This is a genomic window from Microbacterium sp. 4NA327F11, from assembly GCF_005503465.1.
GTDB lineage: Bacteria > Actinomycetota > Actinomycetes > Actinomycetales > Microbacteriaceae > Microbacterium > Microbacterium ginsengisoli.
Genome location: NZ_SCOB01000006.1, coordinates 27,935 through 50,237, shown reverse-complemented (window position 1 = coordinate 50,237; position 22,303 = coordinate 27,935). Strand labels below are relative to the sequence as shown.

General features: G+C 71.6%; 21 protein-coding genes. 13 read left to right on the top strand and 8 right to left on the bottom strand.

Going from position 1 to position 22,303, the window contains the following annotated elements:
* The first annotated feature begins 5 nt into the window (after nt 1-5).
* From FFS51_RS05585 to FFS51_RS05575, 3 genes are all read left to right on the top strand, one after another.
* Entirely contained in the window at nt 6-887 is an 882-nt protein-coding gene (locus FFS51_RS05585) for a transglutaminase family protein (RefSeq protein ID WP_249352663.1), read from the top strand.
* 278 nt (nt 888-1,165) lie between these two features.
* Nucleotides 1,166-2,176 carry a zinc-binding metallopeptidase family protein gene (locus FFS51_RS05580; protein WP_137877752.1) on the top strand — a complete coding sequence of 337 codons (1,011 nt, stop codon included), beginning with the start codon at nt 1,166-1,168 and terminating at the stop codon, nt 2,174-2,176.
* A 4-nt stretch (nt 2,177-2,180) separates the two neighbouring features.
* Complete coding sequence (locus FFS51_RS05575) at nt 2,181-3,362, top strand: serine hydrolase domain-containing protein (protein ID WP_200930839.1); 1,182 nt, start codon at nt 2,181-2,183, stop codon at nt 3,360-3,362.
* Nucleotides 3,363-3,388: 26 nt separating this feature from the next.
* Here the strand turns inward: FFS51_RS05575 and FFS51_RS05570 are convergent, their stop codons facing one another.
* From FFS51_RS05570 to FFS51_RS05550, 5 genes are all read right to left on the bottom strand, one after another.
* The gene (locus FFS51_RS05570) at nt 3,389-3,835 is read right to left on the bottom strand and encodes a heat shock protein transcriptional repressor HspR (protein ID WP_045246710.1); all 447 of its coding nucleotides are present in this window, start codon (nt 3,833-3,835) and stop codon (nt 3,389-3,391) included.
* Complete coding sequence (locus FFS51_RS05565) at nt 3,832-4,821, bottom strand: DnaJ C-terminal domain-containing protein (protein ID WP_045246711.1); 990 nt, start codon at nt 4,819-4,821, stop codon at nt 3,832-3,834. The genes FFS51_RS05570 and FFS51_RS05565 overlap by 4 nt, the downstream gene beginning before the upstream one ends.
* Before the next feature lie 9 nt (nt 4,822-4,830).
* Nucleotides 4,831-5,418, bottom strand: a complete 588-nt coding sequence (locus FFS51_RS05560) for a nucleotide exchange factor GrpE (RefSeq protein ID WP_056518958.1) — start codon at nt 5,416-5,418, stop codon at nt 4,831-4,833.
* A 9-nt stretch (nt 5,419-5,427) separates the two neighbouring features.
* Complete coding sequence (gene dnaK, locus FFS51_RS05555; protein ID WP_056206649.1) at nt 5,428-7,299, bottom strand: molecular chaperone DnaK; 1,872 nt, start codon at nt 7,297-7,299, stop codon at nt 5,428-5,430.
* Between the two features lie 154 nt (nt 7,300-7,453).
* Complete coding sequence (locus FFS51_RS05550) at nt 7,454-8,125, bottom strand: GntR family transcriptional regulator (RefSeq protein ID WP_056518960.1); 672 nt, start codon at nt 8,123-8,125, stop codon at nt 7,454-7,456.
* Nucleotides 8,126-8,261: 136 nt separating this feature from the next.
* On the opposite strand from FFS51_RS05550, the gene FFS51_RS05545 reads away from it, so the two are divergent.
* From FFS51_RS05545 to FFS51_RS05535, 3 genes are all read left to right on the top strand, one after another.
* Nucleotides 8,262-9,953 carry an L-lactate permease gene (locus tag FFS51_RS05545; protein WP_056206651.1) on the top strand — a complete coding sequence of 564 codons (1,692 nt, stop codon included), beginning with the start codon at nt 8,262-8,264 and terminating at the stop codon, nt 9,951-9,953.
* A gap of 2 nt (nt 9,954-9,955) precedes the next feature.
* Nucleotides 9,956-12,820, top strand: a complete 2,865-nt coding sequence (locus FFS51_RS05540) for an FAD-binding and (Fe-S)-binding domain-containing protein (protein ID WP_082486292.1) — start codon at nt 9,956-9,958, stop codon at nt 12,818-12,820.
* 101 nt (nt 12,821-12,921) lie between these two features.
* Nucleotides 12,922-14,268, top strand: a complete 1,347-nt coding sequence (locus FFS51_RS05535) for an MFS transporter (protein WP_056518988.1) — start codon at nt 12,922-12,924, stop codon at nt 14,266-14,268.
* Nucleotides 14,269-14,274: 6 nt separating this feature from the next.
* On the opposite strand, the gene FFS51_RS05530 is transcribed toward FFS51_RS05535, so the two are convergent.
* Entirely contained in the window at nt 14,275-14,733 is a 459-nt protein-coding gene (locus tag FFS51_RS05530) for a GNAT family N-acetyltransferase (protein ID WP_056206653.1), read from the bottom strand.
* Between the two features lie 40 nt (nt 14,734-14,773).
* The gene (locus tag FFS51_RS05525) at nt 14,774-15,349 is read right to left on the bottom strand and encodes a MarR family winged helix-turn-helix transcriptional regulator (protein ID WP_082486294.1); all 576 of its coding nucleotides are present in this window, start codon (nt 15,347-15,349) and stop codon (nt 14,774-14,776) included.
* A gap of 111 nt (nt 15,350-15,460) precedes the next feature.
* Here FFS51_RS05525 and FFS51_RS14895 point away from each other — a divergent pair, with 111 nt between their 5' ends.
* Entirely contained in the window at nt 15,461-15,997 is a 537-nt protein-coding gene (locus tag FFS51_RS14895) for a hypothetical protein (protein ID WP_056518963.1), read from the top strand.
* 6 nt (nt 15,998-16,003) lie between these two features.
* Here FFS51_RS14895 and FFS51_RS05515 read toward each other — a convergent pair whose 3' ends face one another.
* Nucleotides 16,004-16,858: a sulfurtransferase gene (locus tag FFS51_RS05515; RefSeq protein WP_056518990.1), complete on the bottom strand. Its 855-nt coding sequence runs from the start codon at nt 16,856-16,858 to the stop codon at nt 16,004-16,006.
* Between the two features lie 160 nt (nt 16,859-17,018).
* Between FFS51_RS05515 and FFS51_RS05510 the strand changes: the two genes are divergently transcribed.
* The 6 genes from FFS51_RS05510 to FFS51_RS05485 all read left to right on the top strand — a co-directional run bounded on the left by FFS51_RS05510 (nt 17,019) and on the right by FFS51_RS05485 (nt 22,293).
* Nucleotides 17,019-17,585 carry a flavin reductase family protein gene (locus FFS51_RS05510; RefSeq protein WP_056518965.1) on the top strand — a complete coding sequence of 189 codons (567 nt, stop codon included), beginning with the start codon at nt 17,019-17,021 and terminating at the stop codon, nt 17,583-17,585.
* A gap of 12 nt (nt 17,586-17,597) precedes the next feature.
* Complete coding sequence (locus FFS51_RS05505; RefSeq protein WP_056206660.1) at nt 17,598-17,948, top strand: carboxymuconolactone decarboxylase family protein; 351 nt, start codon at nt 17,598-17,600, stop codon at nt 17,946-17,948.
* Nucleotides 17,896-19,266, top strand: coding sequence for a M20/M25/M40 family metallo-hydrolase (locus FFS51_RS05500; RefSeq protein WP_056518967.1), 1,371 nt, complete (start codon nt 17,896-17,898; stop codon nt 19,264-19,266). Before FFS51_RS05505 ends, FFS51_RS05500 begins: the two co-directional genes overlap by 53 nt.
* Before the next feature lie 123 nt (nt 19,267-19,389).
* Entirely contained in the window at nt 19,390-20,442 is a 1,053-nt protein-coding gene (locus FFS51_RS05495; RefSeq protein WP_082486296.1) for an amino acid ABC transporter permease, read from the top strand.
* Entirely contained in the window at nt 20,439-21,227 is a 789-nt protein-coding gene (locus tag FFS51_RS05490) for an amino acid ABC transporter ATP-binding protein (protein WP_056206663.1), read from the top strand. The genes FFS51_RS05495 and FFS51_RS05490 overlap by 4 nt, the downstream gene beginning before the upstream one ends.
* 76 nt (nt 21,228-21,303) lie before the next feature.
* The gene (locus tag FFS51_RS05485; protein WP_056518969.1) at nt 21,304-22,293 is read left to right on the top strand and encodes an ABC transporter substrate-binding protein; all 990 of its coding nucleotides are present in this window, start codon (nt 21,304-21,306) and stop codon (nt 22,291-22,293) included.
* Nucleotides 22,294-22,303: the final 10 nt, after the last annotated feature.

The following is a 22,303-nucleotide window of genomic DNA, read 5'->3' as shown; positions in this document are numbered from 1 at the left end:
ACCGCGTGAGGCACCGCACCGAGTACACGTACAGCTCGGAGGTCGAGAACAGCCTCGGACTCGCGCACCTCGCCCCGCGGGCGCTGCCGTGGCAGCGGGTGGGCGAGCACGAGCTGACGATCGACCCCGTGCCGGGTGATCGGCGCCTGGATGCGGACGTCTACGGCAACCACCTGACCTATTTCCACGTGACCGACCCGCACGAGCGGCTGGTGGTCGAGGCGCGCACCGAGGTCGAGGTCGTCGACACGGCCTACGACGTCGACGCCCTCGCGCGCCCGTGGGAGTCGGCGCGCCCCCTGCACGGCGCGATCGGCGCCGACGTGTGGGCGGCGACCGAGTTCGCGATTCCGTCGCCGAAGGTCGCGATGCTGCCCGAGGTGCGCGACTACGCGGCGGTCAGCTTCAGCGCGGGCCGGCCGATCGGCGAGGCGGTCACCGACCTGATGCACCGCATCAAGGCCGACTTCGACTACGACAGCAAGGCGACGACGGTCACGAGCACCGTTGCCGACGTCTTCGCCAAGCGGGCGGGCGTCTGCCAGGACTTCGCGCACCTCGCCCTCTCGTGCGTGCGCAGCCACGGCCTCGCCGGGCGCTACGTCAGCGGCTACCTGTCGACGACGCCTCCGCCCGGCAAGACCAGGGTGCTGGGTGCGGATGCCTCGCACGCGTGGCTCGCAGTCTGGGTGCCCGGCTCCGACGCGTGGCTCGCGATCGACCCGACGAACGACCAGTGGGCGGGCGAGCGCTATGTCACCGTCGCGTGGGGTCGCGACTACGGCGACGTCACCCCGGTGAAGGGCATCATCTACACCGAGGCGAAGAAGTCGACCCTCAAGGTCGCGGTCGACGTCATCCCCGAGACCGAGTTCTCCCCGGCCTGAGCCCGCGGCGTCGCCACCGCGCCGCCGCCCCACCGCCGCCGCGCCGCCCCCGGCCCAACCGCCCACGAAAAGGCACGCTGCGCGACCCACGGGGCGCCGCGCACCGCGCAACGTGCCTTCCGGCGCGGAGAGCGGCGGCAGCCACGCGCGCCGCGCCGCGCAACGTGCCTCCCGGCGCGGAAAGGGGCAGCAGCCACGGCACAGGGCGACGGGCTGCCGCAGACGGCGGCCGGGCGCAAGCCCCGGGCCGCGGCATCCGGATGTGACACCATCGTCGCGTGAAGGCCTTCGCCTGCCGCGTGTGCGGCTCCCGTCTGTTCTTCGAGAACTCTGTCTGCGTGACCTGCGGCACGGGCCTCGGCTTCTCCCGCGGCGAGGCCGACATCGTGCCCGTCGACGCGGCGGGCCGCTACGTCGACGCGGCGGGGCTCGTCTGGCACGTGTGCCGCAACCTCGCGCTCACCGGATGCACCTGGCTCGCCCCTCTCGAGGGCGGGCAGTGCGCGGCATGCGATCTGACGCGCACGCGTCCGAACGATGCGGATGCCGCGGGCCTGGCCTACCTCGTGGACGCCGAGCGCGCGAAGCGCTACCTCGTGTTCGAGCTCGACCGCCTCGGGGTGCCGGTGGTGCCGAAGAGCGCGGACGTGATCGACGGGCTCTGCTTCGACCTGCTCTCGAGCGAGACGGCGCCGGTGGTCACGGGGCACGACGACGGGGTCGTCACGATCGACCTGGCCGAGGCCGACGACGCGCACCGCGAGAGCGTGCGCGCGCAGCTCGGCGAGACCTACCGCACGATGCTCGGGCACCTGCGGCACGAGGTCGGGCACTACATCCAGTGGCGGTTCCTGCGGGACGACGACCTCGTCGCCCGCTCTCGCGAGCTGTTCGGCGATGAGCGCATCGACTACGGCGAGGCCCTCGACCGTCACTACGCCGACGGTGCGCCTGCCGGGTGGGAGGCCTCGTTCATCTCCGCCTACGCGACCATGCACCCCTTCGAGGACTTCGCTGAGACGTGGGCGCACTTCCTCCACATCTGCGACAGTGTCGAGACGGCCCGCGCCTACGCGCTCGCAGCGGTCGGCGACATCCGCTCGGCACCGCGGTTCAGCGAGGTCGTGAGGCTCATCTGGATGCCGCTGGCCACCGCACTGAACATGATGAACCGCGCGATGGGCAAGCACGACCTCTACCCGTTCGTCATCCCAGAGCCGGTGCTCGACAAGCTCGACCTGATCGCCCAGCTGCAGCACCGGGTCGCCGCCGGAGGCGTGGAAGACTGACCGGGTGAGCGACACCGCCGGAACCCCCGCAGCACCTCCCGGCGAGATCGACGGGTTCGCGGCGGCATCCTTCGCCGGCGTGCGGGACGCCTTCGCCCGCAACCTGGCTTCCGGCGAGGAGCTCGGCGGCTCGCTGTGCGTCATCGTCGACGACGAGGTGGTCGTCGACCTCTGGGGCGGCTGGTCCGACCCCGCCGGCACGGTGCCGTGGGGCGCCGACACGATCACGAACACCTGGTCGAACTCGAAGACCGTCACCGCCCTCGCGGCGCTGCAGCTCGTCGAGCGCGGCCGGCTCGACCTCGCCGCCCCGGTGGCGCGCTACTGGCCCGAGTTCGCGGCGGCCGGTAAGGCGCACATCACGGTGCGGCAACTGCTCGACCACACGGCCGGTGTGCCCGCCTGGGAGCAGCCGGTGACGGTGTCGGACATCCTCGATCAGGATGCCGCGGCCGCCCGCCTCGCGGCCCAGGAACCCTGGTTCGCCCCGGGCACCTCGCAGTCCGGCTACGCACTCGTGTGCTTCGGCCACCTGATCGGTGAGGTCGTGCGGCGCATCGACGGGCGCCCTCTCGGCCGGTTCGTCGCGGAGGAGCTCGCCGACCCGCTCGGCGCGGACTTCTGGCTGGGGCTGCCCGAGAGCGAGGAGAACCGCGTGAGCCTCGTCGTGCCGCCGCCGCGCGTGCCGCGCGACCCGGCGTCACGGCCCGAGCCGGGGTCGATCGCGACCCGGGCATACAGCGGGCCGATCCTCGGGGCGCGGGACAGCTGGACGCGGGAGTGGCGGGCCGCCGGCATCGGCGGGGCCGGCGGAACCGGCAACGCCCGCGCGCTCGCGCGCATGAACCAGATGCTCGCGCAGGGCGGCCTCGTCGAGGGCACCCGCCTGCTGTCACCGGCGGTGGTCGACGCGGTGTTCGCGCACCCCACCGACAGCACCGATCTGGTGCTGCGGCTGCCGTTGCGGTTCGGGCTCGGGTGGGCGCTGCCGCACCCGGTGTCGACTCCGTGGCTGCCGGGCGATCACCGCATCGCCTTCTGGGGCGGATGGGGCGGCTCGCTCGTCATCTGCGACCTCGACCGGCGCATGACCTTCGCGTACGTCATGAACCGCATGGCGGCGAGCGTCATCGGCTCCGATCGCTCGATCGACTACGTCACCCGCGCCTACGCCGCACTCGGCTGAGCATCGCACCCCTGCGGGTGCGAGGGTCAGTCCCGTTCGTCGTCGCGGTGGGGCAGCTCCCGGCGCGGGCGCCAGATCACGACGTCGGTCGCGCGGCGCACGCGCGTGCCCTGGCGGATCGTGACGACTGAGCCGGTGGAGCCGGCCGCGAAGACCCGGGCGCGCTTGTCGAGCTCGGCGCGCAGCGCCTGTTCGAGGTCGCGCACCCGCAGCGTGAGGTCGCGCACGCGGTTCTCGAGTGACACGATGCGCGCGATCGCCGGCAGGCTCATGCCGTCGGCCGACAGGCGCGCGACCTCGCGCAGCTGCTCGACGTGACGCAGCGAGTAGCGCCGCGACCCGCCCTTGGTGCGGTCGGGCACGACGAGGCCGAGCCGGTCGTACTGGCGCAGCGTCTGAGGGTGCATGCCGCTCAGTTCGGCAGCCGTCGCGATCGCGAAGATCGGGGCATCCTCGTCGATCTGCTCGCTCATGACCGGGCCTTCGCCACCAGATCTGCGCGCGGGTTCTCCTTCGGCTCGAACTCGCGGAAGCGTTCGAGCGCCGCACGGGCGTCGTCATCCAGGTGGGCGGGAACCGCGATCTGCACCTCGGCGAGCAGGTCGCCGGTGCCCTTCGCGGTCGTGATGCCGCGGCCCTTGACGCGCAGCACGCGCCCCGACGGGGTGCCGGGCGCGACCCGCAGCTTCACGATCTCGCCACCGAGCGTCGGCACCTCGATCGTCGCGCCGAGCGCCGCCTCGGTGAACGTCACCGGCACCGAGAGGCGCAGGTTCAGCCCATCGCGGGTGAAGACCGGATGCGGCCGCACGGTGACCTGCACGACGATGTCACCCGCCTCGCCGCCGTCGGGCGACGGGCGGCCGCGGCCGCGCAGCCGGATCTTCTGGCCGTCGGCGACGCCCGCGGGGATCTTCACCTTGAACGGCGCACCGTCCTCACCCTGCAGGGTGATGGTGTCGCCCGCCGCGGCGGTGACGAAGTCGAGCGTCGTGCGGGCCGTGACATCCGCCCCTCGGGTCGGACCGCCGAAACCGCGGAACCCGCCCGACGAACGGCCGAACGACCCGGTGCCGAAGCCGCCGCCGGGCTGGTTGAAGACGCTGTAGAAGTCGTCGAACCCGCCCGCACCGCCCCGGGGGGCGCCGCGGCCCTGGCCGAACATCGAGAACACGTCCTCGAAGCCGCCGGCGCCGGCGCCGCCCGCGGTGAAGCGGGCACCCGACCCCATCGCGCGGATCTGGTCGTACTCGGCGCGCTGCTCCGGGTCGCTCAGCACGGCGTACGCCTCGCTGACCTCCTTGAACTTGGCCTCCGCCTTCGCATCGCCCTGGTTCGAGTCGGGGTGGTACTGGCGCGCGAGCTTGCGGTACGTCTTCTTGAGATCGGCCTCCGACACGTCCTTCGAGACGCCGAGCACGGCGTAGAAGTCCTTGTCGAACCAGTCCTGGCTCGCCACCTGTGCCTCCTACTCCGCCGGAACGGCGACGACGACCTTGGCGGGTCGCAGCTCGATCGAGCCGAGGCGGTAACCCACCTCGACGACCTCGAGGACCGTCGTCTCGGTCGCGCCGGGGGTCGGCTGCTGGAAGATCGCCTCGTGCTGCTGCGGGTCGAACACCTCGCCCGCCGCGCCGTAGGTGACGAGGCCGATGCGCTCGGCGACGCCGCGCAGCTTCTCGGCGATCTGCGCGAAGGGGGTGCCCTCGGCGAGATCACCGTGCTTCTCGGCGCGGTCGAGGTCGTCGAGCACGGGCAACAAGCCCTTCGCGACCGATCCCTTGGCGCGCTCGATCTCGGTCTCGCGCTGCTCCTCGGTGCGCCGGCGGTAGTTGGCGTACTCCGCCTGCACGCGCTTGAGGTCGAGCAGCAGGTCGTGGTCTTCGGCGGATGCCTCGGCCACCGCGGCCTCATCGGACTGCACGGCGTTCAGGATGTCGTCGATCGTCAGCTCCGCCTCGTCCGCGACGGAGTCGGAGGCCTGCGCCTCCGACTCCGTCCGGTCGGGCTGAACCTCGTCGTCGCCTTCCGGCCGGTCGACGTTGTTCTCAGTCATGTGTCCGTCTTACTTCTTCTCGTCCTCGTCGTCGACCACCTCGGCGTCGATGACGTCTTCGTCGGGGTTGGGCACCTCGCCGTTGCCGGCGTCGGTGGCCGTCGGGTCGGCGGTCTCACCGGCGGCCTGCGAGGCCTGGTAGATCGCCTCGCCGAGCTTGCCCTGGCTCTGGTTGAGGGTGTCGAACGCCGCCTTCACCGCGTCGTCGTCCTCGCCGGCGAGGGCCGCCTTCAGCGCGTCGACGTCGGCCTGCACGCTGTCCTTGACCTCGGCGGGCAGCTTCTCGGCGTTCTCGGCGATGAGCTTCTCGATCGAGTACGAGAGCGTCTCGGCCTGGTTGCGCACCTCGGCCGACTCGCGACGCTTCTTGTCCTCGGCGGCGTGCTCCTCGGCCTCGCGCACCATGCGCTCGATGTCGTCCTTCGGCAGCGACGAGCCGCCGGTGATCGTCATCGACTGCTCCTTGCCGGTGCCCTTGTCCTTCGCGGACACGTGCACGATGCCGTTGGCGTCGATGTCGAAGGTGACCTCGATCTGCGGGATGCCGCGCGGAGCCGGCGCGATGCCGGTGAGCTCGAAGGTGCCGAGCGGCTTGTTGTCGCGGGTGAACTCGCGCTCACCCTGGAAGACCTGGATCGCCACCGACGGCTGGTTGTCGTCGGCGGTGGTGAAGGTCTCGCTGCGCTTGGTCGGGATGGCCGTGTTGCGCTCGATGAGCTTGGTCATGATGCCGCCCTTGGTCTCGATGCCGAGGCTCAGGGGAGTGACGTCGATGAGCAGCACGTCCTTGCGCTCACCCTTGAGGACACCGGCCTGCAGGGCGGCGCCGACGGCGACGACCTCGTCCGGGTTCACGCCCTTGTTGGGCTCCTGGCCGCCGGTGAGCTTCTTGACGAGCTCGGTGACCTGGGGCATGCGGGTCGATCCGCCGACGAGCACGACGTGGTCGATGTCCTCGACCTTGATGCCGGCCTCGGCGATGACGTCGGTGAACGGCTTCTTGGTGCGGTCGAGGAGGTCCTTCGTGAGGTCCTCGAACTTGGCGCGCGAGAGCGTCTCCGACAGCGACACGGGGCCCGAGTCGGTGAGCGAGAGGTAGGGCAGGTTGACGCTGGTCGAGTTCGAGCTCGACAGCTCCTTCTTGGCCTGCTCCGCGGCCTCCTTGAGGCGCTGCAGCGCGATCTTGTCGCCCGAGACATCCACGCCGGTGGTGTCCTTGAACTGCTTGATCAGGTAGTCGACGACCCGCTGGTCCCAGTCGTCGCCGCCGAGCCGGTTGTCGCCGGCAGTGGCGCGCACCTGGATGGTGGAGAAGTCGTCGTCCTTGCCCACCTCGAGCAGGGACACGTCGAACGTGCCGCCACCGAGGTCGAAGACGAGGATGAGCTCGTCCTCCTTGCCCTTGTCGAGGCCGTAGGCGAGGGCCGCGGCGGTCGGCTCGTTGATGATGCGCAGCACGTTGAGGCCCGCGATCTCACCGGCCTCCTTCGTGGCCTGGCGCTCGGCGTCGTTGAAGTAGGCGGGCACGGTGATGACCGCGTCCGAGACCGAGTCGCCGAGGTACTGCTCGGCGTCGCGCTTCAGCTTCTGCAGGATGCGCGCCGACACCTCCTGCGGCGTGTAGGCCTTGCCGTCGATCGCCTGCGTCTTCCAGTCGGTGCCCATGTGGCGCTTGACCGAGGTGATGGTGCGGTCGACGTTGGTGACGGCCTGGCGCTTCGCGGTCTCGCCGACGAGCACCTCGCCGTCCTTGGTGAATGCGACGACCGAGGGGGTCGTGCGGAAGCCCTCGGCGTTGGCGATGACCTTCGGCTCGCCACCCTCGAGGACAGAGACGACCGAGTTGGTCGTCCCGAGGTCGATTCCCACTGCACGGGGCATGTGTCTCTCCTTCAGAGGGGCGGATGTCGCCATCCGCCGGTGTTCACGTCGTCTCGCGATCAACGGGGTTGAGTCGCGATGACTCAAGGGTACGCCGACGCCGCGACGACGTCAAACACAACTTGATATGAGTTGGCTCAAGTTTGGGCGAGCGTCAGCTGCGCGCCTCGGGACCGGGCTCGCCGCCCAGACGCTCGACGAGGCGCTCGCGCGCGCGGGCGAGATGCTCGCGCAGCAGGGCGGCCGCGGCATCCCCGTCACCCGCCTCGATGAGGGCGAGCAACCGCTCGTGCTCGTCGGCGATCAGTGCGGTCGGCAGCAGCGACGCCCCCTGCACCTGCGACATGCAGAAGACGACCTCGGAGGCGAGCGAGGCGTACACCCGGCTCGTACGCTCGCTGCCGAGCGCGTCGATGAGGCTGCGGTGGAAGCGCATGTCGGGGTCGACCACGTCGCGCGGCGACGCGTCGTCGAGCGCGGCGATCTCGGCGTTCGCGGCGCGCGCGTCGTCGGGCACGCGGCGGGTGTGCGCGAGGGCGCGGAGCGCCTCGGCCTCGATGATCGCCCGCGTGCGATAGATGTCGCGCGCGTCGTCGGGGGAGAGCCGCACGACGCGTGCGGTCTTGTGGGCGCTGCGCACGAGCAGGCGCTCGCGCACGAGGTTCTCGATCGCGGCCTTCGCGGTGGGTCGGGCGACCTCGTAGGTGTCGGCGACATCCACCTCGGCGAGGGCCGCCTCGGGCTCGAGCTCGCCGGAGAGGACGCGGGTGCGCAGGTCGTCGGTGACGGCGTCGATCACCGAGACGACGGCGACTCTGGTGACCACGGCGCGAGTCTATTCCTGGGAACTCCTTATCGAGCACTTGACTTACATGTGCACTTGTCTAACAATCACTGCGGAAGGACCGCACCGCGAGTGGTCGCCTGTTCAGACGTCAGAGACTCAAAGAGGAGCTCCGCTCGTGTTCCATCAGATCCTCGACCCCGTGTTCGGGTCGCTCGTGCTGTCGGCGGTCGCCGCCGTCATCCCCCTCGCCACCGTGTTCGTGCTGCTCGGGGTGTTCCGGGTGAAGGCATGGAAGGCCGCACTCACCGGCCTCGTCCTCGCCCTCGTCCTCGCGATCGCCGTCTGGCAGATGCCCGCCCTGCAGGCGCTCAACGCGGCGGCGGACGGCGCCGTCTACGGCGTCATCCCGATCCTGTGGATCCTCGTGAACGCCCTCTGGATCTACCGGCTCACCGTCATCACCGGCTGGTTCGAGGTGCTCGGCGAGCGCATCCGCGCGATCAGCGACGACCAGCGCATCCTCGCGATCATCATCGCGTTCTGCTTCGGCGCCCTCCTCGAGTCCCTGGCCGGCTTCGGCGCCCCCGTGGCCATCTCGATCGCGATGCTGATCGCCGCCGGTATGAAGCCGCTGAAGGCCGCGATCGTGTCGCTGATCGCCAACACCGCACCCGTCGCCTTCGGCGCGATCGGTGCGCCGATCATCGCGCTCTCCGGCGTCACCGGCATCGACGTGCACACGCTCGCCCAGATGGCGGGCCGACAGACGCCGGTGCTCGCCGCCGTCGTGCCGCTGATCCTCGTGTTCCTCGTCGACGGACGCCGCGGGCTTCGGCAGACCTGGCCGATCGCCCTCGTGGCGGGCGTCTCGTTCGGCCTCGCCCAGTTCGTCACCTCGAACTTCATCACCGTCGAGATCACCGACGTCGTCGCCTCGATCGTCTCGGTCACGGCCGTGCTGATCATGCTCCGCTTCTGGACGCCCGCGGGCGTCGTCGCGACCGACGACGGCGGAGCAGCCGGTGTCCCCACCGTCTCGCGGGCGATCCCGACACCGTCGGGCCGCACGGCCACGGCCGTGGTCACGGTGCCCGAGGCGACGCGCATCGACACCGCCACCCGCTCGAAGGCCGCCCTCACCTGGCTCGCCGTGCTGCCCTACGTCGTGATCGTCGCCCTCTTCTCGATCACCCAGATCCCGGCCGTGTCGCAGTTCCTCGCGAAGTCGGCGACGCTCGTCTTCCCGTGGCCGGGCCTCACGATCACGGATGCCTCGGGCAAGGCGGTCTCGACCGTGGTCAAGCTCCCCTGGGCCAGCACCGGCGGCACCGTGCTGCTGGTCTCGGGCATCATCGTGGCGATCGTCTACCGGGTCTCCGCTCGGCGCGCCGTGCGGGCGTACGGCGCCACGATCCACCAGCTGCGATTCACGATCGTCACCGTCGTCGCCGTGCTCGCCCTCGCCTACGTCATGAACTTCTCGGGCCAGACGCAGAGCCTCGGGCACGCCCTGGCGGCGACGGGCGGCTTCTTCGCACTGCTCTCGCCCGTGATCGGATGGCTCGGAGTCACGATCACCGGCTCCGACACCTCCTCGAACGCGCTGTTCGGACTTCTGCAGGCCACCGCGGCGAAGCAGGCCGACCTCAGCCCCGTGCTCATGGCCGCGACCAATTCGTCGGCGGGTGTGCTCGGCAAGATGCTCTCGCCGCAGAACCTCGCCGTCGCGGCAGCCGCCGCCTCGATGACCGGCAAGGAGGGCGATCTGTTCCGCCGGCTCATCTGGTGGAGCCTCGGCCTGCTTGCCGTGTTCACCGTGTTCGTCTTCCTGCAGTCGACCCCGATCCTCGGATGGATGGTTCCCTGACCATGACCGCACACGCTCCCGCCCCCTCCCGTGCCGATCGCGGCGCACGGGAGGGGGCGGGCCTCCCCGTTCCGCTTCACGACGCGCTGGCCGCGGCATCCACCGTCACGACCCGCGCGATCGACCGCGTCGCGTACGCGAGCGACGCGTCCCACTACCTGCTGACCCCGCGGGCGGTCGTGACAGCGGAGAGCGCCGGCGAGGTCGCCGCCGTCATGGCCGCCGCAGGCGCCGGCGGCGCGCACGTCACCTTCCGCTCGGGCGGCACGAGCCTCTCGGGGCAGGCGGCGACCGACGACATCCTGATCGACACCCGCCGCGGCTTCCGCGACATCGAGGTGCTCGACGGGGGACGCCGCGTGCGCGTGCAGCCGGGAGCGACCGTGCGGCAGGTCAACGCCCGGCTCATGCGGCACGGCTTCCGGCTCGGGCCCGACCCGGCGAGCGAGGCGGCGTGCACGATCGGCGGCGTCATCGCCAACAACTCCAGCGGCATGGCCTGCGGCATCACCGAGAACACCTACCGCACGCTCGAGTCGATGACCTTCGTGCTGCCCTCCGGCACGATCGTCGACACAGCCGACCCCGACGCCGACCGGCACCTGGCCGACAGCGAGCCCGACCTCGTCGAGGGGCTGCGCGCGCTGCAGCGACGGGTGCGCAGCAACCCCGCCTCGGTCGCGCTCATCGAGCGGCAGTTCGCGATGAAGAACACGATGGGCTACGGCATCAACGCGTTCCTCGACTTCGAGAGCCCGGCGCAGCTGCTCGCGCACCTGATCATCGGCAGCGAGGGGACGCTCGCCTTCGTCGCCGAGGCGGTCTACCGCACGGTGCCGATCCACTCGCGCATCGCGACGGCGCTCACCGTCTTCCCGACGCTCGACGACGCGACCCGAGCCCTGCCGGGCCTGCTCGAGACGGGAGCGGCGACCCTCGAGCTGATGGATGCCACCAGCATCCGCGTGGGGCAGTCCTTCGCGGATGCGCCCGCCGCGATCCGCGGCTTCGAGGTCGCCGGCGAGGCCGCCCTGCTGGTCGAGTACCAGGCCGACGACGACGACCGGCTCGCCGAGCTCACGGCGGCCGGGGCGCGGCTGCTCGGCGAGCTGCCGCTGCTCGCGCCCGCGCGCCTGTCGACCGATGCCGGCGAGCGCGCCACGGCGTGGAAGCTGCGCAAGGGCCTCTACACGACCGTCGCGGGCGCGCGCCCCTCGGGCACGACCGCGCTGCTCGAGGACATCGTCGTGCCGGTGCCCTCCCTCGCCGCCACCTGCGAGTCGCTGCAGGAGCTGTTCACCCGCTACGACTACCGCGACAGCGTGATCTTCGGTCACGCGAAGGACGGCAACATCCACTTCATGCTCACCGACCGCTTCGAGGGCGATGCCGCCCTCGGGCGCCTCACCGGATTCACCGAGGCGATGGTCGACGTCGTGCTCGACGCCGGCGGCAACCTCAAGGCGGAGCACGGCACCGGCCGGGCCATGGCGCCCTACGTGCGCCGGCAGTATGGCGACGAGCTCTACGACGTGATGCGCGCGCTGAAGGCGCTGTGCGATCCGCGGGGGATCCTGAACCCCGGGGTCATCATCGACGACGACCCGACCGCGCACGTGCGCGACATCAAGCTGGCCGAGCCCATCGAGGAGGAGGCCGACCGGTGCGTGGAATGCGGCTACTGCGAGCCGGTGTGCCCGAGCAGGGACGTCACCCTCACCCCGCGCCAGCGCATCGTCACGCGACGCGCGATCGCCCGCGCGCGAGTGGCGGGTGACGAGCAGCTCGCGCGCGAGCTGGAGCGGGACTACGACTACGCGGGCGTCGACACCTGCGCGGTCGACGGCATGTGCCTGACCGCGTGCCCGGTGCTCATCAACACCGGCGCGCTCGTGAAGCGGCTGCGACGCGAGGAGCAGAATCCGGTGCTGGCCGCCGGGTGGAAGGCCGCCGCGCAGGCGTGGGGTCCGGTGACCCGGGCAGGATCGGTCGCGCTCACCCTCGCCGACCGGGCGCCCGCCGGCGCCGTGCGGGGCGCGACATCCGTCGGCCGGGCGCTGCTCGGTGCCGACACCGTGCCGGAGTACTCCGCCGACCTCCCCGGCGGCGGGCCGGGACGTCGTCGCCGCGAGGGGGAGCTGGGTGCCGGATCGGGCGAGCCGGTCGCCGTCTACCTGCCGGCGTGCGTGAACAGCATGTTCGGCGGCGACGGCCTCGGGGTCACCGAGGCGTTCGCGCGCCTGCTCGAGCGCGCCGGGCTGCGCGTGCTCGTGCCGACGGGCATCGAGTCGATGTGCTGCAGCACCCCCTGGACCTCGAAGGGCTACACGGCGGGCCGGGCCGTCATGGCCGAGCGGGTATCCCGCATCGTGCGCGAGGCGAGCCGCGACGGCGAGCTGCTCGTGCTCAGCGACGCCGCCAGCTGCACCGAGGGCTTCGCGCACATCTTCGACGACCAGGGCGTCGCCGTGCGCACCGAGGACGTCGTCGCCTTCACCGCGCGCGAGGTGCTGCCGCGGCTGGGCGAGGTGTCGCCGGTGGCGACCTCCCTCGTGCTGCACCCCACCTGCTCGTCGACGCAGATGGGTCTGAACGACGCGCTGCGCGCGCTCGGCGAGGCGGTCGCCGAGACCGTCACCGTGCCGGATGCCTGGGGATGCTGCGCCTTCGCCGGCGACCGCGGCATGCTGCACCCCGAGCTCACCGCGTCGGCGACCGCCGCCGAGGCCGCCGAGGTGCGCGCGATCGGCGCCGACCTGCACGCCTCGTGCAACCGCACCTGTGAGATCGGGATGACGCGGGCCACCGGACGCGACTACCGTCACGTGGTGGAGCTGCTCGAGGAGGCCACCCGCCCCTCGCTGTGACCGGCGGGCCGGCCGGGGGGACGGCCGGCCCGCCCCCGTCAGCATCGCCCTGCGGAAACGAACGCTACCGTTCGTTCACGCACCGGCAATAGCGTGTGCTCATGGCATCACTCGAGCCCCCGGCCGCCGCGCCCGCAGGCGCCGGAGCCGCGGCATCCGTCTCGTCCCTCGACGCCCGCACGCGGCGCGGCCGCGTGTTCGCCTGGGCGCTGTGGGACTGGGGGTCGGCGGCGTTCAACGCGGTCGCGACGACCTTCGTGTTCACGGTCTACGTCACGGGTTCGAGCTTCGGAGACAAGACGGCGAACTCCGCGGCGCTCTCGTGGGCGCTCGCGATCGCCGGCATCGTCGTGCTGCTGATCGCGCCGGTCACCGGGCAGCGATCGGATGCCTCGGCCCACCGCAAGCGCTGGCTCGCGATCAACACCGCGGTCGTCGTCCTGACCCTCGCGCTCATGTTCTTCGTGCACCCGTCGCCCGCCTACCTGTGGTTCGGTCTCGCGCTGCTCGCGATCGGCACGGTGTTCTTCGAGCTGGCGAGCGTCAACTACAACGCGATGCTCGCCCAGATCTCCACGCCCCGCACCGTCGGGAAGGTGTCGGGCTTCGGGTGGGGGATGGGATACATCGGCGGCATCGTGCTGCTGCTGATCCTCTACTTCGGCTTCATCGAGCCCGACGTGGGCCTGTTCGGCGTGACGGGCGAGGACGGCCTCGCCGTGCGCGTGTCGATGCTGATCGCCGCCGTGTGGATGGCGCTCTCGGCCCTTCCGGTGCTGTTCGCGGTGCCCGAGAACCGGCCGCTCGACCCGGAGGCGCCGCGGGTCGGGTTCTTCGCGTCGTACGGCGTGCTGTTCCGCAGCATCCGGGATCTGTGGACGCACAGCCGCCAGACGGTGTACTTCCTGTTCGCGAGCGCGATCTTCCGCGACGGCCTCACCGGCGTCTTCACGTTCGGCGGCGTGCTCGCCGCCGGCACCTTCGGCTTCACGCCCGGGCAGGTCATCATCTTCGCGATCGCGGCGAACGTCGTCGCCGGAGTCGCGACCATCGCGAGCGGTGCCCTCGACGACCGGTTCGGGCCCAAGCCGCTCATCCTGACCTCGCTTGTGGGTCTCGTGATCAGCGGACTGGCGGTGTTCGTGTTCCACGGCGGCGGGCAGACGATCTTCTGGATCTTCGGCCTCATCCTGTGCCTGTTCGTCGGCCCGGCGCAGTCGGCGTCGCGCACCTACCTCGCCCGGCTCATCCCACCGGGGCGCGAGGGGCAGGTGTTCGGGCTCTACGCGACGACGGGCCGCGCGGCCGTGTTCCTCGCACCGACCGCGTTCGGCCTGTTCGTCACGATCGGCGGCGCGCAGGTGTGGGGCATCCTCGGCATCGTGCTGGTGCTGCTCGTGGGCCTCGCACTGCTCATCCCCGTGCGGGCGGCCGGCGCGCCGCGCTGAACCGGGTCAGACGGATGCCGCGCGGCGCATCGGCACGTGCGGAATGTCGTCCTCGACGAACCCCGGGCCGCTGATCTCGAAGCCGAACCGCGCGTACCAGCCGGCGAGGTGCTCCTGCGCGTCGAGCACGATGTCGCGGCCCGGCCACCGCTCGCCCGCGCGGTCGACGGCCATGCGCATGAGGTCCGCGGCGAGCCCCCTGCCGCGGGCGGGCGGCGCGGTCGCGACCCGGCCGATGCGGGCGGGACCGGCCTCGCCGTCGGCGAGCAGTCGCAGGGTGGCGAGCACGTCGCCGTCCTCCTCGGCCCACAGCAGCTCGGCACCGGGCTCGATGTCGCGGCCGTCGAGCTCGGGGTAGGCGGCCTCCTGCTCGACGACGAACACGGCGACCCGCAGCCAGAGCAGACGGTAGAGGGTCTCGGCAGGGATGTCGCGCACGGCGGCCCGGTGGAAGGCGAGGGTCACCCCGTCACGCTACCGGCGGGATCGGGGGTTGCGGCCGGTCTCACGCGGGCCAGGCCGCGGCGAGCTTCGCGAGCAGGCGCGCGAGCTCGGCGCGCTCGTCGTCGGTGAAGGCGGCGAGCGCGGTCTCGACGGCCTCCCGCCGGTCGATGCGGAATCCGCGCGCGAGGGTGCGGCCCTGCTCCGTGACGACGATGCGTGTGCGGCGAGCGTCGTCGGGGTCGGCCTCGCGGCGCACGAGCCCGAGGTCGACGCACTGCTGCACCAGCCGTGAGGCGCGCGGCTGGTCGACGCCGACGGCCTCGGCGATCTCGCTGACGGTGAGGGGCTCGGATGCCGCCACCACCGCGTCGAGCAGACGGAGGCGCGCCGGCCCCGCGAAGCGTCCGCTGCCGCCGCCCGCCCAGGGCGGCCCGCCCCATGCACCGGGGGCACCCGCGGCCCAGGGCCCGCCGCCGTGCGCGCCGGGTCCGAACCCGTGCCGGCCGCGCCCGCCGTGGGGGTGGGGGCCGTCGTGCCCGGTCACCCAGGGAGGCCGGGGTCCGCGCCGACCGCGCAGCTGCCCGAGGGCGGCGGCGATGGCGTCGACGGGGTCGGTGGCGGGGTCGTCGGCGGTCATGATCCGAGAATACATGCACCTTGACATGCATCACAGAAGCATGTACAAAGACATGTACATGCCACATGACATGTAATCGGCGTCTCCGGACGCGCCACGAAAGGACACCCCATGACTGACGAGACCACTCCTCAGACCCCCGCACCCGTCGGCTACTGGCTGCGCGCCGTCGGCGCCCTGCTTCGCAGCGGCGCGGTGCACTCGCCCCGCGAATTCCGCGAGCGCGTCGAGGCGGCGGCCAGCGCCGACGACCTCGCCACCACCTCGCGCACACTCGAGGCGATCGCCCGCGAGCTCGGCTGGGACGACTCCTACGGGATGCCGCGGCCCGGCGAGTTCGGCCACCACGGCGGCCCGCGCGGCCACCGCTTCGGCCCCGGGTTCGGCCCCGGCGCCGACTCGGACGCCCCGCACGGCTTCGGCCCCCGCGCCGGATTCCCGCCGTTCGGTCGCGGCCGCGGCTTCCGCCCGTTCGCGGGCGGCAACCGCCACCGCGGGTTCGGCCCCGGCGCACACCGCCGGTTCGGCGAGGACCTCGGCCGCGGCGAGTGCGCCGCCCACGCGGGGCACCACGGCCACGGCGAGCGCGGCGACCGTCGCCCCGACGCGCAAGGCGCGCGGGACGCGGCATCCGATGATCGCGGCTGAGCGCGATCAGACCGCGTGCACGGCGTGCGCGGGGGTGGGCCCGGTCGCGACCGGGCGCCCCTGCGCACGCGCCCACTCCGACCACGACCCCGGATAGACCCGCGCCCCGATCCCCAGCCGGGCGAGCACGAGCGCCGTGTGCGCCGAGGCGATACCCGAGCTGCAATACACGACGACCGGCACGCCGGCGCGCACTCCGACGTCGGCGAATCGCGCCGCGCTCGCCTCGACGGAAGCAGCCCCACCCTCGGGCGAGATGTGCACCGACGTCGGCAGGTTGAGGGCGCCCGGGATGTGCCCGGACACCGGATCGGCGGAGGGCACCGACCCGCGGTAGTGCTGAGGCGCCCGCACGTCGAGCAGCACCCCGGTCAGCGGCGCGAGCGCCGCCTCATCGATCGACGCGACGCCCGGATCCTCATCGCGCAGCGAGATGCCGCCCGGCTCCACCGCGACGTCGTGCGTGTCGAGCAGACCGCCCGACGCGATCCAGGCGCGCAGCCCGCCGTCGAGAACCCGGATGTCCACACCCCGACGGCGCAGCAGCCACCAGGCCCGCGCCGCCGCGACCCCGTCGTTGTCGTCGTAGGCGATCACGAGATCGCCCTCGTCGATCCCCCAGCGGCGCACCGAGTGCTCGAGGTCGGCCAACGCCGGCACGGGATGCCGCCCCGCCTCGGGATGGCCCGGCCGCGACAGCTCGCGCTCGAGGTCGACGTAGACGGCCCCCGGGAGATGACCGGTGATGTACGCCAGACGTCCCTCCGGGGCATCCAATCGCCACCGCACGTCGAGCAGACGCACCGGCCGCAGACCGGTCAGCGCCTCGGTGAGCCCGGCGACGTCGATGAGGGGGGACATGGCGCGAGTCTGCGCGCCGCCGCGCGCGAGCGTCATCCCGCCGGGCAACACGGCGACACGCGGCGCAACACGAGGTCATCCCCTCGTGCGCGGGCACGCGGTTTCTCTTTGTTTCGAACCGACGGCCCCGCACCCGACCGGGGTGGGTAGCGTCGATGTCATGTCCGATGCAGCCGAGGTCTCCCCCGTGTTCGACAGCCCGCACCTGCTCGGCGGCTCGCTGTCGCCCGACGACTTCAAGGCGCTCTTCCGCGGCCACCCGGGCGGCGTCGCCGTCATCACGGCCGACGACGGACGCGGACCCGTCGCCCTCACCGCGACCTCGGTCTCCTCCGTCAGCGCCGAGCCGCCGCTGCTGATCTTCTCGGTGTCGTCGCTCTCATCGGCCACCCCGACGATCGTCGCGGCCGACACGATCGTCGTGCACCTGCTCGACGCCCACGATCTCGACGTGGCCCGGCTCGCCTCGACCAGCGGTGTCGACCGCTTCGCCGACCCCGCGAACTGGTCGCGTCTTCCCACGGGCGAGCCCGTCTACAACGGTGTGCGCGCCTGGGTGCGCTGCGCGATCATCAACCGCATGGAGGCAGGCGGCTCCACCGTCATCGCCGCCCACGCGCTGCAGTCGAGCATCGCCCGCGACGTCGACCCCGGCGACCACGGCGACGCGCTCGTCTATCACAACCGCACGTGGCACCGCCTCGGCGACCACTCCCGTCTCGACTGATCCCGAGGAATCGTGTCCGACTACTTCGACCGCACCGCCGACCGCACCTTCACCAAGGTCTACAAGACCGAGACGCCCGACATCCTGCAGGCGTTCTCCGCCTTCGACCAGGCCGTCTTCGCCGAGGAGGGTCGGGCGATCCCGCTCAAGTACCGTGAGCTGATCGCCCTCGCCGTCGGCATCACCACGCAGTGCGTGTACTGCATCGACGCGCACAGCCAGAACGCCGTCAAGGCCGGCGCGACCGACACCGAGCTGGCGGAGGCCGCGTGGGTCGCTACCGCGATCCGCGCCGGCGGCGGCTACGCCCATGGGCGCCTCGCGTTCAAGCTCGCCGGCGACGCGCGCCCTCACGAGCACTGAGCGGCGAACCGCGATGACGTCGGCCGTCGAACAGGACGCGCTCGACCTCACCCGGGCCCTGCTGCGCATCGACTCGGTCAACACCGGCGACGCAGCGACGATCGGCGACGGCGAGACCCGCGCCGCGCGCCTCGCGCAGCAGGCGCTGGAGGAGGTCGGCTACGAGGTCGAGTTCCTCGAACCGCGACCCGGCCGAGGATCGATCGTCACGCGGCTCGCCGGTGCCGACCCGGCCCGCGGCGCCCTGCTCGTTCACGCCCACCTCGATGTGGTCCCCGCCGTCGCGGCCGACTGGACGCATCCGCCGTTCGCCGCCGAGATCGACGACGACGGCTACCTCTACGGTCGCGGAGTCGTGGACATGAAGGGCTTCGCCGGCACGCTGCTCGCCCTCGCCCGCCACTTCCGCCGCAACGACATCGTGCCCGCGCGCGACATCGTGTTCGCGTTCGTCGCCGACGAGGAGACCGGCGGCGTCTGGGGTGCGCGTTGGATCGTCGAGAACCGACCCGACCTGCTCGCGGGCGTCACCGAGGCGGTGAGCGAGGTGGGCGGATTCTCGATCCCCGCCGGGCGCCGGCGCGCCTACGTCGCCGCCGTCGGCGAGAAGGGGGTCGCCTGGGCGACCCTCACCGCCCGCGGTCGCGCCGCGCACGGCTCTCGCCCGACCGCCGACAACGCCGTCGTCCGTCTCGCTCGCGCGGTCGCCGCCCTCGGCGACCACCCCTTCCCGGTCGAGCGCACCGAGGCGCTCGACCGCTTCCTGCGGGTGTACGCCGCCCACACGGGCGAGCCCTTCGGTGACCTGTCCGACGCCCTCGCGCGCCTCGGCCACGCGGAGACGTTCCTCGCCGCCTCAGCCCGCGACACCGTCTCCCCCACGGTGCTGATCGCGGGCGACAAGACCAATGTGATCCCCGCCGAGGCGCGGGCGCGCCTCGACATCCGCGTGCTCCCCGGTCACGACGACTCCCTGCGCGCCGAGATCACGCGAATCGTCGGCGACGACATCGACATCCGCTGGGGCGGTTGGACACCCGCCACCCTCGCGGCTTCCGACTCTCCCCTGCTGGACGTGTTCGACCGTGCCATCGGCGCCGAGGACTCCGACGGCTTCGTCGTGCCCTACCTGCTGCCGGCCAGCACCGACAACAAGAGCTTCGCCCGGCTCGGCATCCATGGCTACGGCTTCGTGGCCCTGCAGGTGCCGCACGAGTTCGACGTGTTCGCGCAGTTCCACGCCGCGGACGAGCGCGTGCCGGTCGACGCCCTGCACTTCTGCACCCGCGTGACCGAGCGGATCCTGCGCACCGCCTGATCGCACTGTTACCGCGTGCGACGCGCGGTTGCGGCATGTGAAACGCGCCCTCCGGCGCACACCGGCGACGCCCCTACCGTGGCGGAAACGCGGCGACCGGCCGCATCCCCCGAAGGAGCAGGCATGACCGACACGCTCGCACGCGCCCGCGTCGTCGACGACCCGACCCCCGCCCCGGCCGCCCGGGTCGACCTCGGATCGTTCCGCGTCGTCCACACCCGGCACTGGTTCCGTTGGGTGCTCAGCGCCCTGCTGATCTTCGCGATCGCGCAGTTCGCGTGGTCACTCGTCGTCAACGAGAACTACGAGTGGGACGTCTTCGCCCGCTACTTCTTCTCCGAGCCGGTGCTCACCGGCGTCTTCGGGTACACCCTCACGCTGACGGTGATCGCCGCCGTCGTCGGATTCGGCCTCGGCACGCTGCTCGCGCTCGCCCGGCTCAGCGGCTCGCCGCTGCTGAACGGCATCGCCTGGACCTACATCTGGTTCTTCCGCTCGGTGCCGCTCGTCGTGCAGATCATCGTCTGGTACAACCTCGGCTACCTCTACCCGACGCTCGGCCTCGGCACGCCCTTCACGACCGACTTCTGGATCGTGCAGTTCCCGACGGTGCAGCTCATCAGCGCCTTCGCCGCCGCCGTGCTCGGCCTCGGCCTCCACCAGGCGGCCTACTCTGCGGAGATCATCCGCGGCGGACTCCTCAGCGTCGACCAGGGGCAGCACGAGGCGGCCGCGGCCCTCGGCATCCCGGCGTGGCGACGACTGAGCCGCATCATCCTGCCGCAGGCGGCCCGTTCCATCATCCCCAACGCCACCAACGAGGTCATCGGCCTCGTCAAGGGCACCTCGGTGGTGTTCGTCATCGCACTGCCCGAGCTCTTCTACGCCGTGCAGGTCATCTACAACCGCAACAGCCGGGTCATCCCGCTGCTTCTCGTCGCGGTCGTCTGGTACACGATCATCACCACCCTGCTGAGCATCGCCCAGTTCTACATCGAACGTCACTACGCCCGGGGGTCCGTGCGGGTGCTGCCCCCGACCCCCCTGCAGCGGTTCCGCCGCTGGGTGGCGCTGCGGTGGGCGCGTCTCGGTGACGAACCCCGCCCGGATGCCGCGGCGAGCCCGGCGGGCGCCGGCGCGGCCGCCGCATCCGCCTCGGAAGGAGCCTCGCGATGAGCGCCACCGTCGTCCCCGCCCGCACCGGGCGGGTCGAGATCCACAACGTCCACAAGAGCTACAACGGCATCGAGGTGCTGCGCGGGATCGACCTGGACATCGCCCCCGGCGAGGTCGTGGCGATCCTCGGGCCGAGCGGCTCGGGCAAATCCACCCTGCTGCGCACGATCAACCACCTCGAATCGGTCGACCGGGGCTCGGTCACCATCGACGGCACCCTGATCGGCTACGAGGTGCGCGGCACGAAGCTCCACGAGCTGCGCGAGCGGGAGATCCTGAAGCGTCGCACGCAGGTCGGCATCGTCTTCCAGAACTTCAACCTCTTCCCCCACCTCACCGCGCTCGAGAACGTCATCGAGGCACCGCTCGCACTGCGGCGCGTGGGGAAGACGGCGGCACGGGAGCTCGGCCTGGGCCTGCTCGAGCGCGTCGGGCTCGGCGACCGCGCCGACCACTACCCCCGGCAGCTCTCGGGCGGTCAGCAGCAGCGCGTGGCGATCGCCCGCGCACTCGCGCTGGAGCCCCGCGTGCTGCTCTTCGACGAGCCGACCAGCGCTCTCGACCCCGAACTCGTCGGCGAAGTGCTCGACGTGATCCGCGGCCTCGCGCACGCGGGCACCACTCTCGTGATCGTGACCCACGAAGTGGGATTCGCGCGCGAGGTGGCAGACCGGATCGTGTTCCTCGACCAAGGGGTGGTCGTGGAACAAGGCACCCCGGAGGACGTTCTCGTGCGCCCGCAGCATGCGCGCACACGGGACTTCCTCGCCAAGGTGCTCACCTGAGCGGAACCCCCGCCCGATCCGCCCCCCGACCCTCGGCCCACCCGGACCCGAGGACCACCGAAGGAGTAACACAGCAATGGCCATCAGCAAGAAGCAGGGCATCGCGGCCGGCATCGCCGTCGTCGCGGTGGCCGCTGTCGTCGGCGGCATCATCGCCGCCGTCAACATCGCGGGTGGGGCGAAGGCGGATGCCGCCGCCCCCGCCGCATCATCGTCGAACCCGGCGACCGACCAGATCACCTGGATCGAAGGGCACGAGGTCCCGGAGGCGGTCGCCGCTCTGAAGGCGAGCGGCTTCACGCCCATCAACCCGGGCAAGCTCACCGTCGCGGTCGCGGCCTACCAGCCGCCGCTCGCGTACATCCCGGAGGGTCAGACCGAGCCCGCCGGCACCGAGCCGAATTTCGGCAAGCTCATCGCGCAGGGTCTGGGCCTCACCTACAACCCGGTCGTGGTGGCGTGGGCGGACTGGCCGCTGGGAATCCAGTCGGGCAAGTACGACCTGATCACCTCGAACGTGACGGTGACCGAGGAGCGCAAGGAGCTCTACGACTTCGCGAGCTACCGTCAGGACGTGCTCGGCTTCTACGTGAAGTCCACGAGCTCGATCTCGAAGATCGCCACCGCCGACGACATCTCGGGCCTGAAGATCATCGTGGGCTCGGGAACGAACCAGGAGAAGATCCTCCTCGAGTGGAACAAGGACCTCGTCTCCCGCGGCAAGGCGCCGGCCGAGCTGCAGTACTACGACGACGTCGCCGCCGCGACGCTGGCCCTCCAGTCGGGTCGCGCGGACGCCAACTTCGGTCCGAACCCGACCGGAGCCTGGGAGGCTCGCGAGACCGGCGACATCAAGCTGGTCGGCACGATCCCCGGTGGCTGGCCGTTGACGGCCAACATCGCGGCGGCCACGAAGAAGGGCAACGGGCTCATCACCCCGGTCAACATCGTGCTGAACGCGCTGATCAAGGACGGCACCTACAAGAAGGTGCTCGACGCGTGGGGTCTGGACGCGGAGGCCGTCACGACCTCCGAGATCAACCCTCCCGGACTTCCCAAGTCCTGAGCGACCATAG